The sequence below is a fragment of the Pseudomonas sp. LB3P81 genome, assembly GCF_054897965.1.
Genome location: NZ_JBUBVG010000001.1, coordinates 2,953,931 through 2,972,207, shown reverse-complemented (window position 1 = coordinate 2,972,207; position 18,277 = coordinate 2,953,931). Strand labels below are relative to the sequence as shown.

Below are 18,277 nucleotides of genomic sequence, written 5' to 3'. Positions count from 1 at the left end.
GCGCGAAAGGCGCGGGCTAGAGCATCAGCTTGACGACGGACTCGTTCGGATCACGGGTCTTGCCGGCGATTTTCAGTTCGGCAAGATAATCGTTCCAGAGATCCTCCTGACGCACGCCCAGCTGGTACAAATACTCCCAAGTGAACAGGCCGCTGTCGTGGCCATCGTCGAAGGTCAATTTCAGTGCGTACTGACCGGCCGGTTCTACTTTGGTCAGGCCTACGCCGATCTTGCCAAATTGCAGGATAGGTTTGCCGTGGCCCTGGACCTCGGCGGAAGGAGAGTGCACGCGCAGGAACTCGGCGGGCAGGTGATGTTCCTCGCCGGACGCGTATTTCAGCGACAGGGTTTTCGAGGCTTTGTGCAGTTTGATGTCGGTGGGGAGTTGGGTCATGACCTGAAGTCCGTCTGTGGGAGACCGCAGGCCAATGTGGGAGCGGGCTTGCTCGCGAAAGCGGAGTGTCAGTCGACATCAATGCTCAATGACACACCGCATTCGCGAGCAAGCCCGCTCCCACAGGTTCCGCGTTCGCCTGTAAGTATGGCTTACAGGATATAACGGGACAGGTCTTCGTTCTGCGCCAATTCGCCCAGGTGGCTGTTGACGTAGTCGGCGTCGATCAGGATCACCTTGTCGTCGTGGGTGCTGGCCAGATCGCCGGCGCTGAACGACACCTCTTCAAGCAAACGCTCAAGCAACGTGTGCAGACGACGGGCACCGATGTTCTCGGTTTTCTCGTTGACCTGCCAGGCGATCTCGGCGATGCGCTTGATGCCGTCCGGCTGGAACTCGATGGCCAGGCCTTCGGTTTTCAGCAGGGCGCAATATTGCTCGGTGAGCGATGCGTGCGGTTCGCTGAGGATGCGTTCGAAGTCTTCCGGCGTCAGCGCCTTCAGCTCGACACGAATCGGCAGACGCCCTTGCAACTCAGGCACCAGATCGCTCGGCTTGCTCAAGTGGAACGCGCCGGAAGCGATGAACAGGATGTGGTCGGTTTTGACCATGCCCAGTTTGGTGTTGACGGTGCAGCCTTCGATCAGCGGCAGCAAGTCGCGCTGTACGCCTTCACGGGACACGTCGACGCCACCGGAGTTACCGCGCTTGGCAACCTTGTCGATTTCGTCGATGAACACGATGCCGTGCTGCTCGACCGCTTCCAGCGCCCTGGCCTTCAACTCTTCATCGTTGACCAGGCGGCTCGCTTCTTCGTCGCGCACCAGTTTCAGCGCTTCCTTGACCTTGAGCTTGCGGCTCTTGCGTTTGCCCTTGCCCATGTTGGCGAACAGGCTCTGCAACTGATTGGTCATTTCTTCCATGCCCGGTGGCGCGGAGATATCGACGCCGGACACTTCGGCGACTTCGATTTCGATCTCCTTGTCATCCAGCTGACCTTCGCGCAGGCGCTTGCGGAACAGCTGGCGGGTGTTGGAGTCGGCCGACGGGGCGTCATCGTTGTTGAAGCCCATGCGTGCCGGTGGCAACAGGGCGTCGAGGATGCGCTCTTCCGCGGCGTCTTCGGCGCGGTGGCGAACCTTGGTCATTTCCTGTTCGCGCAGCAGCTTGATGGCGGCGTCGGCGAGGTCACGAATGATCGACTCGACGTCGCGGCCGACGTAGCCGACTTCGGTGAACTTGGTCGCTTCGACTTTGATGAACGGCGCGTTGGCCAGTTTGGCCAGGCGACGGGCGATCTCGGTTTTACCGACACCGGTCGGGCCGATCATCAGGATGTTCTTGGGCGTTACTTCAACGCGCAGCTCTTCCGGCAGCTGCATCCGGCGCCAGCGGTTACGCAGCGCGATGGCGACGGCGCGCTTGGCATCGTCCTGGCCGATGATGTGGCGATTGAGTTCGTGGACGATTTCACGGGGAGTCATGGACATAGTAATTGGCGGTCCTCAAGCAAAAGTGAGCCGTGGCGCTAAGGCCGGAACAGGCTTACTCGGCGAGGTCCTGCTCCTCAATGGTGAAGGTGTGGTTGGTGAATACGCAGATGTCGCCGGCGATGCCGAGCGCGGTTTCGACGATTTCGCGGGCCGACAGATCGGTTTTCTTCAGTAGCGCGCTGGCGGCGGCCTGGGCGTAACCACCACCGGAACCCATGGCGATCAGGCCTTCTTCGGGTTCGACCACGTCGCCGTTGCCGGTGATGATCAGGGACGCATCTTTGTTGGCGACCGCGAGCATGGCTTCGAGGCGGCTGAGGGAGCGGTCGGTGCGCCATTCTTTGGCGAGTTCGACGGCGGCACGAACCAAGTGACCCTGGTGTTTCTCGAGCTGGCCTTCGAAGCGCTCGAAGAGGGTGAAGGCGTCAGCGGTGGCCCCGGCAAAACCGGCGATCACCTGGCCGTGGTACAGGCGACGAACTTTCTTCGCGTTGCCTTTCATCACGGTATTGCCGAGAGAAACCTGGCCGTCGCCGCCCATGACGACTTTGCCGTGGCGGCGAACTGAAACGATGGTGGTCAAGGGAGAGTCTCCACGCAGCGGGGCGAAAATGCCTTATGCCAACTCATATGGGGGTGGTGGAGAGGATTTCAACTGTGGGGCGGGAGAGGGGACGAGTGGTGCGAGGCGCGTAGGAGCTGCCGAAGGCTGCGATCTCTTGATCTTGCTCTTGGGCCTTTGTCAGACGAAACACACTGCAACCCTTGAAAAGATCGCAGCCTGCGGCAGCTCCTACAGGGACCTGTGTCTCCTGAGGGAGCTGCGATGGCAGGTGGTCAGCGGTTCTGGCGTTGTTGTAACAACAGGTTGCTGAAACCTGCACCGGCCAGTTGCTTCTGCGCGGTGGTCAGTTGTTCACGGTTGCTGAATGGCCCGACCAATACCCGATACCAGGTCTCGTCCTTCACCGTGCCGGACTCAACCGCCACAGCCTGACCGAGCAAGATGATCTGCGCGCGGACCTTGTCTGCATCGGCTTCCTTGCGGAACGAACCGGCCTGCAGGAAAAATTTGGTCACTGGCGCGGCCTTGGCCACGGGTGGTGGCGGTGGCGGGGTGATGCCGGCCAGTGCGGCTTGAGCGCGCGCGGTGTCAATCTTCGCCGCTTCCGCCGGCGTTACCGGCGTGGTCGGTACAGCCGGTGTTGGCGGAGTTTTTTCCGGCACCGCATCCGGCGGCACGATGACTTCCGATTCTGGCAGCAGAGTGTAGAAGTCGTACTTCGGCTTCACCGGTTGCGTCGGGCTCGGCGGGGTCTTGTTGGCCTCGGCGATCTTGGTGGCTTTCTGCTGCTCGATCTTCTCGCGCTTGACGCTCTCGCTGCCTTTACCCGGTTCCAGCTTCATCAGGAACACAATGAACGCGCCGACCGTCAGGCCGATCGCCATCCACAGCCAGCCCGGAATCGGTTGCTTTGCAGGAGCTTGGTAACGGCTGGCGCCACGCTTGGGTGCAGGTTTTTTCTTGGCAGCCAACTTACATACGCTCCAGAGTTTCCAGACCCAAGAGTTCCAGGCCTTGCTTGAGAGTGCGGCCGGTCAGCGCAGCGAGGCGCAGGCGGCTTTGCATTTGCGCCGGGGTTTCAGCACTGAGGATCGGGCAGTTCTCGTAGAAGCTGGAGAACAGGCCGGCAACGTCGTACAGGTAGGTGCAGAGGATGTGCGGGGTGCCTTTCTCGGAGACGTTGTTCAGTATTTCACCGAATTGCGCGAGTTTGGCTGCCAGCTCATGTTCGTGCGCGGCTTCCAGAACGATCTGCCCTTCGACTTCGCTGAAGTCCTTGCCGAGCTTGCGGAACACACCGGCCACGCGGGTGTAGGCGTACAGCAGGTACGGCGCGGTGTTGCCTTCGAAGTTCAGCATCAGGTCGAAGTTGAAGCTGTAGTCGCTGGTGCGGTGCTTGGACAAGTCGGCGTATTTCACTGCGCCGATGCCCACGACCTTGGCGATGTTGCGCAGCTCGGCCTCGGCCAGCTCAGGGTTCTTGTCCTTGACCAGGGTGTAGGCGCGTTCCCGGGCTTCGGTCAGCAGGTCGATCAGCTTCACGGTGCCGCCGTCACGGGTCTTGAACGGACGGCCATCGGCGCCGTTCATGGTGCCGAAGCCCATGTGTTCCATTTCCATCGGGTGCGTCACGAAACCGGCCAGGCGTGCGACCTGGAACACTTGCTGGAAGTGCAGCGCCTGGCGCTGGTCAACGAAATACAACGCGCGATCAGCCTTGAGCTTGCCGCTGCGATAACGCACGGCCGCCAGGTCGGTGGTGGCGTAGAGGTAGCCGCCATCAGCCTTGACGATGATGACTGGCAGCGGGTCGCCGTCAGCATTCTTGAATTCGTCGAGGAACACGCACTGGGCGCCGTTGCTCTCGACCAGCAGGCCGGCGGTCTTGAGATCGTTGACCACGTTGATCAGGTCGTCGTTGTAGGCGCTTTCGCCCATCACGTCGGCCATGGTCAGTTTGACGTTCAGCAGTTCGTAGATTTTCTGGCAATGGGACAGCGAGATGTCCCTGAACTTGCTCCACAGCGCCAGGCAATCGGCGTCGCCGGCCTGCAGCTTGACCACCAGGCCACGGGCGCGATCGGCAAACTCTTCGGATTCGTCGAAGCGTTGCTTGGCGGCGCGGTAGAAGTTTTCCAGGTCGGATAGCTCGTCGCTGGTGATCGGGTTTTCCTGCAGATACGCCATCAGCATGCCGAACTGGGTGCCCCAGTCGCCAACGTGGTTCTGGCGGATCACTTCGTCGCCGAGGAATTCCAGCACGCGGGCCACACCGTCGCCGATGATGGTCGAGCGCAAGTGACCGACGTGCATCTCTTTGGCCAGGTTCGGTGCGGACAGGTCGACAACCGTGCGCTGCACCGGGCCGGCCTTGCGCACGCCGACGTGCTCGTCAGCCAAAGCGGCGTCGAGGCGAGTGGCCAGGGCCTGGGTGTTCTGGAAGAAGTTCAGGAAGCCAGGGCCGGCGATTTCGGTCTTGGTGACATTTTCGTCGGCCGGCAGCGCGGCGATGATTTTTTCCGCCAGATCGCGCGGCTTCATGCCGGCCGGTTTGGCCAGCATCATGGCGATGTTGCTGGCGAAGTCGCCGTTCTTCTTGTCGCGGGAGTTTTCCACCTGGATCGCCGGCGACAGGCCTTCAGGCAACACACCTTCGTTGACGAGTTGGGTGATGGCTTGTTGGATCAGCTGGCGAATGGTGTCTTTCATGGTCTTCTCTTTCGACCGCAAGCGCGGCGGCGCTTCGATGCGCTGGTGGAAAAACTGGGCATTATCCGTTGCGAAGGCGGGCTTGCCAACTATAGCGGGCAGGTTGTGGATATGTGGTGCCAAAAGCGGCAAAGATCGCAGCCTTCGGCAGCTCCTACAGGGGGGGGCGCTCGACGTAGGAGCTGCCGAAGGCTGCGATCTTTTGATCTTTAATACAAATCGACCGGATCAACATCCAGCGACCACCGCACCGCCCGCCCACTCGGCATCTGTTCCAGCACCAGCAACCAACTGGCCAGCAACCGATGCAGCGGCGCCCGTGCCGTCGCCTGCAACAACAACTGCGCCCGATAGCGCCCGGCCCGACGCTCCATCGGCGCCGGCACCGGCCCGAGCAATTCGATCCCGGTCAGATTCTGTTCGGCCAGCAAGCGCTCGGCCTCACTGCACGCCTCATCCAAAAAGCCTTCAGCCTGCCCCGGTTTATGCGCTTCGGCCCGCAACAGTGCCAGGTGCGCAAACGGCGGCAAACCGGCCGAGCGCCGCTCGCTCAGCGCCTGCTCGGCAAAGGCGAAATAGCCCTGTTCGGTCAGTTGCACCAGCAGCGGATGGTCCGCGAGATGCGTCTGGATAATCACCTTGCCCGGCTCTTCAGCCCGACCCGCACGCCCGGCGACCTGGACGATCAGTTGCGCCATGCGCTCGCTGGCGCGGAAGTCGCCGGAGAACAGTCCGCCGTCGGCATCGAGAATCGACACCAGCGTCACCCGTGGAAAGTGATGCCCTTTGGCGAGCATCTGCGTGCCGACCAGAATGCACGGGTGACCTTTCTGAATGGTCGCGAACAGCTGATTCATCGCGTCCTTGCGCGACGTGCTGTCGCGGTCGACCCGCAGCACCGGAACGTCCGGAAACAGAATGGCCAAGCGCTCTTCGGCACGTTCGGTGCCGGCGCCGACGGGCCGCAAGTCGACTCTGCCGCATTTCGGACAATGCCGGGGCACGCGTTCGACGTAGCCGCAATGGTGGCAGCGCAGTTCGCCGGAGCGCTGGTGCACGGTCATCCGCGCATCGCAGCGCTGGCATTCGGACATCCAGCCACAGTCATGACAAAGCAGGGTTGGGGCGAATCCTCGGCGGTTGAGAAAAACCAATACTTGCTGACCGGCCGCGAGTGTCTGACCGATGGCTTGGTGCATCGGTCCGGAAATACCGCTGTCCAGTGGGCGGCTTTTCACATCCAGGCGCAGGAATCGCGGTTGCTTGGCGCCGCCGGCGCGCTCATTCAGGCGCAGGAGGCCATACCGACCGGTGTAGGCGTTGTGCAGGCTTTCCAGCGAAGGCGTGGCGGAACCGAGCACGATCGGGATGTTTTCCTGCCGTGCGCGCACCAATGCCAGATCACGAGCGTGATAGCGCAGGCCTTCCTGCTGTTTGTAGGAGCCATCGTGCTCTTCGTCGATGATGATCAGGCCAGGGTTCTTCATCGGTGTGAACAGTGCGGAGCGGGTCCCGATAATAATGTCGGCATCGCCATCCCGGGCGGCGAGCCAGGCTTCAAGGCGCTCGCGGTCATTGACCGCCGAGTGGATCAGCGCGATGCGTGCATTGAAGCGTTGCTCGAAGCGCGCCAGGGTTTGCGGGCCGAGGTTGATCTCCGGGATCAGCACCAGCGCTTGCTTGCCGGCTTCGAGGGTTTCGCGGATCAACTGCAAATAGACTTCGGTTTTGCCGCTGCCGGTGACGCCGGCCAGCAGGAACGCATGGTAACTGTCGAACCCGGCGCGAATCGCTTCATACGCAGCGCGCTGCTCGGGGTTGAGGGGCAGCTCCGGTTGCGCCAGCCAGTGCTCGTGACGGGCGACGGGCGCGTGCTTGCGGATTTCGACTTGCACCAGATCCTTGGCCAGCAGCAGGTCGAGGCTGTCCTTGCTCAGCATCAGTTTGCTCAGCAATTGATGAGCGACGCCGTGGGGATGCTGGGCCAGGGTCGCCAGCGCCTCACGCTGACGCGGGGCGCGGGCGATGCGCGGGTCATCGAGGCTGGCGCCGGGCGCAGCGGACCAGAAACGTTCCTGGCGTGCTTCGGCCAGCTCGCCCTGGCGCAGCAAAACAGGCAGCGCCCAACTCAACGTGTCGCCGAGGCTGTGCTGATAGTACTGGGAGGTCCACAGGCACAGTTTGAACAGCGCTGGTGGCAGCGGCGGCGTAGCATCGAGCAGGGCCAGGGCCGGTTTAAGCTTCTCTGCCGGGACTTCACTGGTTTCGGTGACCTCCACCAGAATTCCGATCATCTCCCGCCGGCCGAACGGCACCCGCAGGCGCATGCCAGGCTGCAACTGGGCGCGCAGGACGCCGGCCGGGGCTCGGTAGTCGAACAGGCGGCGCAGGGGCGAAGGCAGGGCGAGGCGCAAAATGGCGTCGGGCACGCGTGGGGGTCTCGATCAGCGGAAAATAATCAGCAAGGGCAATGACCTGTGGGAGCGAGCCTGTGTGGCGAGGGGATTTATCCCCGTTGGGTCGCGAAGCGGCCCTGAACCTGTGTTTACGGTGTTTCAGTAAAACCGTATTCACCGGGTTTGCGACTGCTTCGCAGCCGAACGGGGTGGTGCGGCATTCCGATAAATCCCCTCACCACAGTTCGCTCCCACAGGAGCGGTGCTTTGGGTCGGGAGCCTAGCAGACGGTCGGTCTCAGCGACAGCTTGCGTGATCAGGATTGTCTGGTAGAATCCGCGGCCTAATTACGTGCGGTATTCAACAATAGTGTTGGGTGGCGGCACGCTAGCCCGAGGAAGACACCATGAAAGCTGATATCCATCCAGAATATCCAGTCATTGCTGTTACTTGCAGCTGTGGCAACAAGTTCGAAACTCGTTCGACCTTCGGCAAAGCTCTGCCGATCGACGTTTGCAACGAGTGCCACCCGTTCTACACCGGTAAGCAGAAGACTCTGGATACTGGCGGCCGTGTACAGCGCTTCGCAGACCGTTTCGGCGCTTTCGGCAAGAAAGCACCTGCTGCTGCAGAGTAAGGCAGAAAAGCCCGATGGGCTTTTACTTGCTGATAAAAAAGGCGTCCCTTGCGGGCGCCTTTTTTGTGTCCGCGATTTGGCTCTCGGGTGCCCAGGCTTTCTGCCCGGTGCCGAATGGCCTGACGCCGATCGCGGTGCAGCAGGTGGTGGATGGCGACACCTTGCGCCTGAGCGATGGCCGCAGTGTGCGCATGATCGGCTTGAATACGCCCGAGCTGGGCAAGCAGGGCCGTTCCGACGAGCCGTTCGCCGTGGCGGCGCGCAAACGTCTGGAAGCATTGGTGGCTGCCAGTGACGGGCGGGTCGGTGTGCTCCCGGGTGAAGAGAGCAAGGATCACTACGGTCGCACCCTTGCACATCTCTACGGCACCGATGGCGTCAACTTCGAAGCGCAGATGCTCGCTGAGGGGCTCGGGTTTCAGGTGGCGGTCGCGCCGAATGTCGATCTGGTCACCTGTCAGCAAGCGGCGGAACGCAGTGCGCGGCAGGCCGGTCTCGGCGTGTGGCGTCAGTCACCTGTACTGAAAGCGGAGCAGATCAACGCGTCCGGTTTTGCTGTGGTCAGTGGGCGTGTAAGCAAGGTTCAACGCAATCGCGGTGGCGTTTGGATCGAGTTGCAGGATGCGCTTGTATTGCGTGTTGCACCCAATTTATTGGGGCAGTTCGATGCCGTGGCATTGGAGCGGCTGCAGGGCAAGCAGATCGAGGCGCGTGGCTGGGTCGTGGACCGTTCCCGCCGTGGCGGGTTGAAACCGGGGCAGGCGCGCTGGCTCCTGCCACTGACCGATCCTGCGATGTTGCAAGCAGCGCCTTGATAAAAAATTGTAGACATTTTTTCTGTCGATTGTGAACAGTCTATCCCTTGTGTTCCGTGGCTCTTGGCCCAAAGTCGTAGGGCCGGGCGCTTGTACAGGGGTGACTGGTCAGTCTTGTGGGGACTTTGCGAGGCGCGTATCCTCGCTGACCAGTCTGTCCAACAGTAAAAGCGGAATGCCCCCATGTCTGATCTGAAAACTGCCGCTCTCGAATATCACGCCCATCCTCGTCCAGGTAAGCTGAGTGTCGAGCTCACCAAGGCCACCGCTACCGCCCGCGACCTGTCGCTGGCCTACAGCCCCGGCGTAGCCGAACCAGTACGCGAGATCGCCCGCGATCCTGAGCTGGCCTACAAATACACCGGCAAAGGCAACCTGGTTGCAGTCATTTCCGATGGCACCGCGATTCTGGGCCTGGGTAACCTCGGCCCATTGGCTTCCAAGCCAGTAATGGAAGGTAAAGGCGTGCTGTTCAAGCGCTTCGCCGGCATCGACGTGTTCGACATCGAAGTCGATTCCGAAAGCCCGCAAGCCTTCATCGACACCGTCAAGCGCATCTCCATCACCTTCGGTGGCATCAACCTGGAAGACATCAAGGCACCTGAGTGCTTTGAGATCGAACGCGCTCTGATCGAGCAGTGCGACATTCCGGTATTCCACGATGACCAGCACGGCACCGCGATCGTTACTGCAGCCGGCATGATCAACGCCCTGGAAATCGCTGGCAAAACCCTTGCCGACGCCAAGATCGTTTGCCTGGGCGCCGGTGCTGCCGCCATCTCCTGCATGAAATTGCTGGTGAGCATGGGCGCCAACATCGAAAACATCTACATGGTCGACCGTACCGGCGTGATCCACTCCGGCCGTGACGACCTGAACCAGTACAAGGCTGTCTTCGCTCACGCGACCGACAAGCGCACCCTGGCTGACGCCCTGACCGGTGCAGACGTGTTCGTTGGCCTGTCCGGCCCGAACCTGCTGAGCCCTGAAGGCCTGAAATCCATGGCGGCCAACCCGATCGTGTTCGCGTGCTCGAACCCGGATCCGGAAATCTCCCCGGAACTGGCTCACGCTACCCGTGACGACGTGATCATGGCGACCGGCCGTTCGGACTACCCGAACCAGGTCAACAACGTACTGGGCTTCCCGTTCATCTTCCGTGGTGCCCTGGACGTTCGCGCCAAGCGCATCAACGAAGAAATGAAAGTGGCAGCGGCCAACGCCCTGCGTGAGCTGGCCAAACTGCCGGTTCCTCAGGAAGTGTGCGACGCCTACGGCGGCATCAAGCTGGAATTCGGTCGTGAGTACATCATCCCGAAACCAATGGATGCCCGTCTGATCACCTTGATCTCCGATGCCGTGGCCAAGGCTGCGATCGAGACCGGTGTGGCCACCCTGCCATATCCGAAGAACTACCCGCTGAAAAGCGTGGATGACGTTTTCAACGGCTAAGCCGTTGTAGCGCTTCTACAGAAAGCCCCGGCTCTTGTGAATCGGGGCTTTTTTGTGTCAGAGAGGGTTGAGTTGTTCGTGATGGCCCCTTCGCGGGCAAGCCCGCTCCCACAGGATATTGCGGTGATACACATTTCGTGAGAACACCACAGATCCCTGTGGGAGCGGGCTTGCCCGCGAAGGGGCCGGGTCAGTCAGCACACATACATCAAGCAACAAAAAGCCCCGCACTTCTTTCGAAGGCGGGGCTTTTTGCATTGCGTCACGGGATCAGAACAAATCGATCGGCGCCGCTTCATCCGCTGGCAGCGGGCTGCCCGGCGCGTTGCCGTTACCCAGCTCATTCACCGACGGCGGCGTGTCTTCGGCCTTGAACAGCTCGAAGTACGCTCCTGGCGTGCCAGGGGTGGCTGCCCGGCCACTGACCGGGTCAACCCGCAGGCTCAGAATGCCTTCCGGCTCTGGCTGTGTATGCGGCGGCTTGTCCTTGAGCGCGGCAGCCATGTAATTCATCCAGATCGGCAACGCCACAGTGCCGCCGAACTCACGTTTGCCCAGGCTTTCCGGCTGATCGAAACCGGTCCAGACGGTGGTCACGTAATCGGCGTTGTAGCCCGAAAACCACGCATCCTTGGATTCGTTGGTGGTACCGGTCTTGCCCGCGATGTCGGGGCGACCCATGGCCAGTGCGCGGCGGCCCGTGCCGAGTTTGATCACGTCCTCGAGCATGCTGTTGAGGATGTAAGTGGTACGGCCATCGACAATGCGTTCTGCCACGGCCGGTGCCTGAGGCGCTGGCTGGCCCGAAGCCTCGCCCGGCGTCGCGTTGACCGTAAAGGCCTCGACGGCGGGGGCGGCAATGCCATCCGGGGCGACACCACCTTTCGGCACGCTCGGCGGGTTGGCGACGAACAGCGTGTCGCCGTTTCGGCTTTCGATCTTGTCGATGATGTACGGACTGACCTTGTAGCCGCCGTTGGCAAACGTGCTCCAGCCGGTGGCGATTTCCATTGGCGTCAGGGTCGCGGTGCCCAGGGCCAGCGACAGGTTGCGCGGCAGGTCCTGCTTGTTGAAGCCGAACTTGCTGATGTAGTCGATGGTGCGATCAACGCCCAGGGCCTGCACCAGACGGATCGACACCAGGTTGCGCGACTTGTACAGCCCTTCGCGCAAGCGGATCGGGCCGAGGAAGGTGTTGGTGTCGTTCTTCGGTCGCCAGACCTTGTCCAGGTATTCGTCGACGAACACGATCGGTGCGTCGTTCACCAGGCTGGCGGCGGTGTAGCCGTTATCCAGTGCGGCGCTGTAGACGAACGGTTTGAAGCTCGAGCCCGGCTGACGCTTGGCCTGCAGGGCGCGGTTGTAATTGCTTTGTTCAAAGGCGAAACCGCCGACCAGCGAGCGAATGGCGCCGTTCTGCGGATCAAGGGAAACCAGTGCGCCTTGTGCCTGCGGGATCTGGCTGAACTTCAGCGAATTGTCCGGCTGGCGCTGCACGCGGATCAGGTCGCCGACCTGGGCGACATCCGACGGCTGCTTGGGGTTGGCGCCCATACTGTTGGTGTTCAGGAACGGTCGCGCCCATTTCATGCTGTCCCAGCCGATGTGTTCGTCACCGGTACGGGTCATCACTTGCAGGCCGTTCTTGTCGACCTGGGTGACGATGGCGGGTTCAAGGCCGCTGATCGTGCGTTGCTTGGTCAGTTCGGTGGCCCAGGCTTCCCGCGTCTTGCCCGGCAGGCGCGACTCGGGGCCGCGATAACCATGACGCTGATCGTAAGTCATCAAGCCTTCGTGAAGCGCGGTGTTGGCCATTTCCTGCAGGTTGCTTGGCACGGTGGTCGTGACGCGGAAACCTTCGGTGTAGGCATCGCTGCCATAGCGGCCGACCATTTCGGCGCGAGCCATTTCAGCGATGTAGGGTGCGTTCACTTCCGGGGTCGGCACGTGATAGCTGGCGTTCAGCGGCTCGTTGATCGCGGCGGTGTAATCGGCTTCGGTGATTTTTCCGAGCTTGTACATGCGCCCGAGGATCCAGTCGCGACGCTCCTTGCTACGCGCCGGGTTGGCCAGCGGGTTGAAGCGCGACGGGGCTTTTGGCAGGCCGGCAATCATCGCCATCTGCGCCAGGCTGACGTCACGAATCGACTTGCCATAATACACCTGCGCCGCCGCCTCGATGCCGTAAGCCCGGTTACCCAGGTAGATCTTGTTCACGTACAACTCGAGGATCTCGTCCTTGGTCAGCTGCCGTTCGATCTGCAGGGCCAGGAGGATTTCAGTAGTCTTGCGCGAGAAGCTGCGTTCGCTGGTCAGGAAGAAGTTCTTCGCGACCTGCATGGTGATGGTGCTGCCGCCGGACTGAATGTGACCGCTTTTGACCAGTTGGGTTGCGGCGCGCATCAGGCTGCTGGGATCGACGCCGTAATGGTTGGCGAAATTGTCATCTTCAGCACTTAGTAACGCATTTATGAAGTTGGGGGGAATGTCGGCGAAACGGATCGGAGTGCGGCGCATTTCGCCAAACTCTGCTATCAACTTGTTGTCGCTGCTGTAGACGCGCAGTGGAATCTGCAACTGAATGCTTCTCAGCGCCTCCACAGACGGTAATCCGGGGCTAAGGTAAAGAAAAGCGCCGCTCAGACCGAGGAGCAGTCCGCAGAAAACGGCGACGATGGACCAACCGAAAAACTTCAGCAGACGAATCAAGGCTTTGGGATATCCAGGGCAAAAAATGAATGAGGCATCAGGGTTCAGATTAAAAGGAGAACGACCCGCGCTTGACGTAAAAAGCGGAAAAAAACGCTGGGCATTATAAGCATTTTTCCGTGGAGAGCGTCATTTGCGCTGCTGTCAAGACGGGTGGATTGAACGCAATGGACATTACAGAGTCCGTAACTCACGGAAAGTCATAGGGAATTGGTAGTGCTAGGACTCTTCAATAAAAAGGCCAATACGCTGTTGGGGATCGACATCAGCTCCACGTCGGTAAAGCTTCTTGAACTAAGCCGTCAGGGCGACCGATATCGGGTCGAGGCCTATGCGGTAGAACCGCTGCCCGCCAACGCGGTGGTCGAGAAAAATATCGCCGAGCTCGAAGGCGTGGGTCAGGCACTCACGCGCGTGCTGCTCAAGGCCAGAACCAGTCTCAGGAACGTCGCGGTGGCCGTGGCCGGTTCGGCGGTGATCACCAAGACCATCGAAATGGACGCCGGTCTTTCCGACGACGAGATGGAAAACCAGCTGAAAATCGAAGCGGATCAATACATCCCCTATCCGCTGGACGAAGTGGCCATCGACTTCGAAGTCCAGGGCGCATCGGCGCGCAACCCTGAGCGGGTCACTGTGTTGCTTGCAGCCTGTCGCAAGGAAAATGTCGAAGTCCGTGAAGCGGCGCTCGCGCTGGCCGGTCTGACCGCTCGCGTGGTCGATGTCGAGGCCTACGCGCTGGAGCGATCCTTCGGTTTGCTGACCGGACAGCTGGCAGCCGATCAGGAGCGCCTGACGATTGCCGTGGTCGATATCGGTGCAACCATGACCACGCTCAGCGTCTTGTACAACGGACGCATCATCTACACCCGCGAACAATTGTTCGGCGGTCGCCAGCTGACGGAAGAAATCCAGCGACGTTATGGCCTGACCCTTGAGCAAGCCGGGCTGGCAAAGAAGCAGGGCGGCTTGCCGGACGACTACGTCAGCGAGGTGTTGCAGCCGTTTTGCGATGCGCTGGTGCAGCAGGTGTCGCGGTCATTGCAGTTTTTCTTCGCCTCCGGGCAGTACAACGCTGTTGATCACATCCTGCTGGCCGGTGGCACCGCTTCGGTCCCGGGGCTGGACCGGTTGATCGAGCAGCGTTTGGGCACGCCGACACAGGTGGCCAATCCCTTCACGGACATGACCCTGAGCAGCAAGGTCAACGCCGGTGCCCTGGCCAGCGATGCACCGGCGCTGATGATCGCTTGCGGGCTGGCCCTCAGGAGTTTCGACTGATGGCGCGGATCAACCTTTTACCCTGGCGCGAAGAACTGCGGGAACAGCGGCGCAAACGCTTCTTGCTGACGCTGGTCGGTGTGCTGGTGGGGTCGGTGGGGGCGGTGCTGGTTGCGGATCAGGCCATCAGTGGTGCGATCGACCGACAAATCGCCCGAAACGATTACATCGGTAAACAGATTGTCGTGGTCGACGAGCGGATCAAGCAGATCGGTGATCTGAAAGCCCGCCGCCAACAACTGGTCGAGCGCATGCGCATCATTCAGGACCTGCAAGGCAATCGTCCGATCAGCGGGCGGATCTTCGATCAGCTGGCGCGTACCTTGCCGGACGGGGTGTATTTCACCGAGGTGAAAATGGAAGGCAAAACCCTATCCGTTACCGGCGCGGCAGAATCCAATAACCGCGTGTCAGACCTGATGCGCAATCTTGATGCATCGGACTGGTTCGACGCGCCCACCCTGACGGAAGTCAAGGCGACCACCGCCGGCCAGCTGGATCAGGCCAACGTCTTTCAGTTGACCGTTCGTCAGAGCCAGCCCGCCGCTACGGAGACTGTTCAATGAGGCCGGCCGAATGGATTGAAGGCTTGCGCAAAATCGACATCAACGATCTGGACACCAGCAACATGGGGTCCTGGCCGCCCGCCATCAAGGCGCTGGCGGGTGTGCTGTTGATGATTCTGGTGCTGGCGCTGGGTTACAGCTTTTCCATCAGCGACCTTGAGAGTCACCTGGAACTCAAGCGTGAGGAAGAGTCGACGCTCAAGGAACAATTCGCCACCAAAGCGCACATGGCGGCAAATCTGGAGCTATACATCCAGCAGATGAAGGAAATGGAGAATTCCTTTGGCGTGCTCTTGCGGCAATTGCCCAGCGTCACCGAAGTGCCCGGTCTGCTGGAGGACATCACCCGCACCGGCCTGGGCAGCGGTCTGGAGTTCGAAGAGATCAAACTGCTGCCGGAGGTCACCCAGCAGTTCTACATCGAGCTGCCGATCCAGATCACCGTCACCGGCGCGTATCACGACCTCGCCACGTTCGTCAGTGGCGTGGCCGGGTTGCCGCGAATCGTCACCCTGCATGACTTTGACCTCGCACCGGCCAACCCCGAGGGGGGGCCGAAATTGCGCATGAGCATCCTCGCCAAGACTTACCGCTATAACGACAAAGGGCTGCAAAAATGAGCCCGATTCGTTTTATTCCGATGATCGGAGTATTGGTCCTTCTGGCCGGTTGTGGCGGCGACGCTGGCTTCAGCGACCTGGACGCGTTCATGAACGAAATGCGCCTGCGTGCGCCGGGCAAGATTGAACCAACGCCGACATTCCGGTCTTACCCAGCGTTCACCTACAGCGCCGCTAACCTGCGAAGCCCGTTTTCCCGGCAGCTCAGGGTCAACCTGGCTGGCCAGAAGCATGGCTCGCGCAACGTCAAGCCTGATCTAAATCGGGTCAAGCAGTACCTCGAAGGTTTCAACATCGAGCAGTTTGAAATGGTCGGCACGATCTCCAATGCAGCTGGCTCCTTTGCGCTCATGCGCGGGGCAGGCGGTGTGCATCGGTTGAGGGTCGGCGATTACCTGGGACGTAACGATGGCCGGATCGTCGCCATCAGCGCCTCGCAAGTCGATGTGGTCGAAATCGTTCCTGACGGCGAAGGCGCCTGGCTGGAACGGCCGCGGACCATCCCTTTGAAAGAGCACTCATAGTGGAACTCGAATAATGAACAGGATTTTCGCGACCTTCGGAATGTCGCTATGGATAGCGTTGCTGTCGCCGATGGTACAAGCGGCCAACCTCAAAGCGCTGGATGTCGCCGCGCTGCCAGGGGACCGCGTCGAGTTGAAGTTGTCGTTCGATGGAGCGCCCCCGGCGCCCCACGGTTACACGACGGAGCAGCCTGCGCGGATTGCGCTGGACCTGCCCGGTGTGGTCAACCAGCTGGCGAGCAAGACCCGCGACCTGGGCGGTGGCAATGCACGCAGCGCCATAGTGGTGGAAGCCAAGGATCGCACACGGCTGATTATCAACCTGACTCAATTGACCCCGTACACCGCTCGCGTCGAGGGCAATAATCTGTTTGTGGTGGTCGGGCGCGGAACCAGCGACGCAGCCTCCGCACCTGCACCCGAAGCCGTAACCAAACCGCCACGTGTCGCCACGGCAACTCCGGCGCCAGCCAAGGCCTATACGCCGGTGACCAAGGCGATCCGCGGCGTGGATTTCCAGCGTGGCACCCAGGGTGAAGGCAATGTGGTCATCGATCTGTCGGATCCGTCCATCGCCCCGGACATTCAGGAGCGTGATGGCAGGATCGTCCTCGGTTTCGCCAGAACCCAATTGCCGGAACCGCTGCGGGTCCGTCTGGACGTCAAGGATTTCGCCACGCCCGTGCAATTCGTCAACGCCAGCGCCACGGGAGACCGGGCGACCATCAGCATTGAACCCAGTGGCGCGTTCGATTATTCGACCTATCAGACCGACAACAAACTGACCGTCAGCATTCGCCCGATGACCGTAGACGACTTGCAGAAGCGCAACGCCGAGCGTTTTGCCTACACCGGTGAAAAGCTCTCGCTGAACTTCCAGGACATTGACGTGCGCTCGGTGCTGCAACTGATTGCCGACTTCACCAACCTCAATCTGGTGGCCAGCGACACGGTGCAGGGCGGCATTACCTTGCGCTTGCAGAACGTGCCGTGGGATCAGGCGCTGGACCTGGTGCTGAAAACCAAGGGGCTGGACAAGCGTAAGATCGGCAACGTGCTGCTGGTGGCGCCGGCCGATGAGATTGCCGCCCGCGAGCGCCAGGAACTGGAGTCGCAGAAACAGATCGCCGAACTGGCGCCATTGCGTCGTGAGCTGCTGCAGGTCAATTACGCCAAGGCGGCCGATATCGCCAAGCTGTTCACGTCGGTGACCAGTGCCGAGGCGAAGGTCGACGAGCGGGGTTCGATCACCGTCGATGAACGAACCAATAACATCATTGCGTATCAGACCCAGGACCGCCTCGACGAGCTGCGTCGTATCGTTGCGCAACTGGATATCCCGGTGCGTCAGGTGATGATCGAGGCGCGGATTGTCGAAGCCAACGTCGATTACGACAAAAGTCTCGGCGTGCGCTGGGGCGGGTCGATCCAGAACAAGGGCAACTGGAACACGTCAGGGGTCAGCAACGGTGCCAACGCGTCGTCGACCATCGGCACGCCCGGCAGCACCAGTACCAACTCACCGTTCGTCGACATGGGCGCCGCCGCCAACACCTCGGGGCTCGGCATCGCCTTTATCACCGACAATGTGCTGCTGGATCTTGAGCTGACGGCGATGGAAAAAACCGGTAACGGCGAAATCGTCTCGCAACCCAAAGTCGTCACCTCCGACAAGGAAACCGCGAAAATCCTCAAGGGCACCGAAATTCCGTACCAGGAAGCCAGCTCCAGCGGCGCTACGTCGGTGTCCTTCAAGGAGGCCTCGCTGTCGCTGGAAGTGACGCCGCAGATCACGCCGGACAACCGGATCATCATGGAGGTCAAGGTCACCAAGGACGAACCGGACTACCTGAACAAGGTGCAGGACGTACCGCCAATCAAGAAAAACGAGGTCAACGCCAAGGTCCTGGTCAATGACGGCGAGACCATCGTGATCGGTGGGGTTTTCTCAAATACTCAGAGCAAGGTTGTAGATAAGGTGCCATTTCTCGGTGATGTGCCGTATCTTGGCCGCCTTTTCCGGCGTGACGTGGTTTCGGAGAAAAAATCCGAGCTGCTGGTATTTCTCACTCCGCGTATCATGAACAACCAGGCGATTGCTGTGAGTCATTGATTC

The 18,277-nt window shown here is 60.7% G+C and carries 15 protein-coding genes and 1 pseudogene; 9 read left to right on the top strand and 7 right to left on the bottom strand.

All coding sequences use genetic code 11. The features are described 5' to 3' along the window. Positions 1–16: 16 nt before the first annotated feature. Entirely contained in the window at positions 17–394 is a 378-nt protein-coding gene (locus ACYZTL_RS13665; RefSeq protein WP_461952235.1) for a gamma-butyrobetaine hydroxylase family protein, read from the bottom strand. 3 nt (positions 395–397) lie between these two features. Between ACYZTL_RS13665 and ACYZTL_RS13660 the strand changes: the two are divergent. Further along, positions 398–523, top strand: a pseudogene (locus ACYZTL_RS13660) (metal ABC transporter ATP-binding protein); the annotation flags it as partial. Between the two features lie 23 nt (positions 524–546). Here the strand turns inward: ACYZTL_RS13660 and hslU are convergent. The 5 genes from hslU to ACYZTL_RS13635 all read right to left on the bottom strand — a co-directional run bounded on the left by hslU (position 547) and on the right by ACYZTL_RS13635 (position 7,590). Next, a complete protein-coding gene (gene hslU, locus ACYZTL_RS13655) occupies positions 547–1,884 on the bottom strand; it encodes an ATP-dependent protease ATPase subunit HslU (RefSeq protein ID WP_461952234.1) in 1,338 nt (445 codons plus the stop codon). A gap of 55 nt (positions 1,885–1,939) precedes the next feature. Further along, positions 1,940–2,470: an ATP-dependent protease subunit HslV gene (gene hslV / locus ACYZTL_RS13650; RefSeq protein ID WP_007899242.1), complete on the bottom strand. Its 531-nt coding sequence runs from the start codon at positions 2,468–2,470 to the stop codon at positions 1,940–1,942. Positions 2,471–2,724: 254 nt separating this feature from the next. Continuing rightward, positions 2,725–3,423 (bottom strand): SPOR domain-containing protein, encoded by a 699-nt coding sequence (locus ACYZTL_RS13645; RefSeq protein ID WP_253435216.1) that lies wholly within the window; start codon positions 3,421–3,423, stop codon positions 2,725–2,727. Between the two features lies 1 nt (position 3,424). Further along, on the bottom strand, positions 3,425–5,161 hold the full coding sequence (gene argS / locus ACYZTL_RS13640; protein ID WP_461952233.1) for an arginine--tRNA ligase: 1,737 nt from the start codon (positions 5,159–5,161) through the stop codon (positions 3,425–3,427). A gap of 209 nt (positions 5,162–5,370) precedes the next feature. Next, the gene (locus ACYZTL_RS13635; protein ID WP_461952232.1) at positions 5,371–7,590 is read right to left on the bottom strand and encodes a primosomal protein N'; all 2,220 of its coding nucleotides are present in this window, start codon (positions 7,588–7,590) and stop codon (positions 5,371–5,373) included. A 373-nt stretch (positions 7,591–7,963) separates the two neighbouring features. Between ACYZTL_RS13635 and rpmE the strand changes: the two genes are divergently transcribed. From rpmE to ACYZTL_RS13620, 3 genes are all read left to right on the top strand, one after another. Continuing rightward, positions 7,964–8,194 (top strand): 50S ribosomal protein L31, encoded by a 231-nt coding sequence (gene rpmE, locus ACYZTL_RS13630; RefSeq protein ID WP_461952231.1) that lies wholly within the window; start codon positions 7,964–7,966, stop codon positions 8,192–8,194. Between the two features lie 14 nt (positions 8,195–8,208). After that, positions 8,209–9,009 carry a thermonuclease family protein gene (locus ACYZTL_RS13625; protein WP_461952230.1) on the top strand — a complete coding sequence of 267 codons (801 nt, stop codon included), beginning with the start codon at positions 8,209–8,211 and terminating at the stop codon, positions 9,007–9,009. A gap of 183 nt (positions 9,010–9,192) precedes the next feature. Then, positions 9,193–10,461 (top strand): malic enzyme-like NAD(P)-binding protein, encoded by a 1,269-nt coding sequence (locus ACYZTL_RS13620; protein WP_461952229.1) that lies wholly within the window; start codon positions 9,193–9,195, stop codon positions 10,459–10,461. Between the two features lie 270 nt (positions 10,462–10,731). On the opposite strand, the gene ACYZTL_RS13615 is transcribed toward ACYZTL_RS13620, so the two are convergent. After that, entirely contained in the window at positions 10,732–13,170 is a 2,439-nt protein-coding gene (locus tag ACYZTL_RS13615; RefSeq protein ID WP_461952228.1) for a penicillin-binding protein 1A, read from the bottom strand. Between the two features lie 216 nt (positions 13,171–13,386). Between ACYZTL_RS13615 and ACYZTL_RS13610 the strand changes: the two genes are divergently transcribed. The 5 genes from ACYZTL_RS13610 to pilQ are packed head-to-tail and all read left to right on the top strand — an operon-like array spanning position 13,387 to position 18,274. Continuing rightward, on the top strand, positions 13,387–14,451 hold the full coding sequence (locus tag ACYZTL_RS13610) for a pilus assembly protein PilM (RefSeq protein WP_461952227.1): 1,065 nt from the start codon (positions 13,387–13,389) through the stop codon (positions 14,449–14,451). Then, a complete protein-coding gene (locus tag ACYZTL_RS13605) occupies positions 14,451–15,017 on the top strand; it encodes a PilN domain-containing protein (RefSeq protein WP_461952226.1) in 567 nt (188 codons plus the stop codon). The genes ACYZTL_RS13610 and ACYZTL_RS13605 overlap by 1 nt, the downstream gene beginning before the upstream one ends. Beyond that, entirely contained in the window at positions 15,014–15,637 is a 624-nt protein-coding gene (gene pilO, locus ACYZTL_RS13600) for a type 4a pilus biogenesis protein PilO (protein WP_461952225.1), read from the top strand. Before ACYZTL_RS13605 ends, pilO begins: the two co-directional genes overlap by 4 nt. Further along, positions 15,634–16,161, top strand: a complete 528-nt coding sequence (locus ACYZTL_RS13595; RefSeq protein WP_461952224.1) for a pilus assembly protein PilP — start codon at positions 15,634–15,636, stop codon at positions 16,159–16,161. The genes pilO and ACYZTL_RS13595 overlap by 4 nt, the downstream gene beginning before the upstream one ends. 13 nt (positions 16,162–16,174) lie before the next feature. Beyond that, positions 16,175–18,274, top strand: a complete 2,100-nt coding sequence (gene pilQ / locus ACYZTL_RS13590) for a type IV pilus secretin PilQ (RefSeq protein ID WP_461952223.1) — start codon at positions 16,175–16,177, stop codon at positions 18,272–18,274. Positions 18,275–18,277 lie beyond the last annotated feature (3 nt).

Bases quoted from the DNA above. Each gene is read 5' to 3' on its own strand.
- pilO (WP_461952225.1), top strand. From the start codon at position 15,014: ATGAGGCCGGCCGAATGGATTGAAGGCTTGCGCAAAATCGACATCAAC.
- pilQ (WP_461952223.1), top strand. From the start codon at position 16,175: ATGAACAGGATTTTCGCGACCTTCGGAATGTCGCTATGGATAGCGTTG.
- ACYZTL_RS13605 (WP_461952226.1), top strand. From the start codon at position 14,451: ATGGCGCGGATCAACCTTTTACCCTGGCGCGAAGAACTGCGGGAACAG.
- rpmE (WP_461952231.1), top strand. From the start codon at position 7,964: ATGAAAGCTGATATCCATCCAGAATATCCAGTCATTGCTGTTACTTGC.
- ACYZTL_RS13620 (WP_461952229.1), top strand. From the start codon at position 9,193: ATGTCTGATCTGAAAACTGCCGCTCTCGAATATCACGCCCATCCTCGT.
- ACYZTL_RS13665 (WP_461952235.1), bottom strand. From the start codon at position 394: ATGACCCAACTCCCCACCGACATCAAACTGCACAAAGCCTCGAAAACC.
- ACYZTL_RS13595 (WP_461952224.1), top strand. From the start codon at position 15,634: ATGAGCCCGATTCGTTTTATTCCGATGATCGGAGTATTGGTCCTTCTG.
- argS (WP_461952233.1), bottom strand. From the start codon at position 5,161: ATGAAAGACACCATTCGCCAGCTGATCCAACAAGCCATCACCCAACTC.
- hslU (WP_461952234.1), bottom strand. From the start codon at position 1,884: ATGTCCATGACTCCCCGTGAAATCGTCCACGAACTCAATCGCCACATC.
- ACYZTL_RS13625 (WP_461952230.1), top strand. From the start codon at position 8,209: ATGGGCTTTTACTTGCTGATAAAAAAGGCGTCCCTTGCGGGCGCCTTT.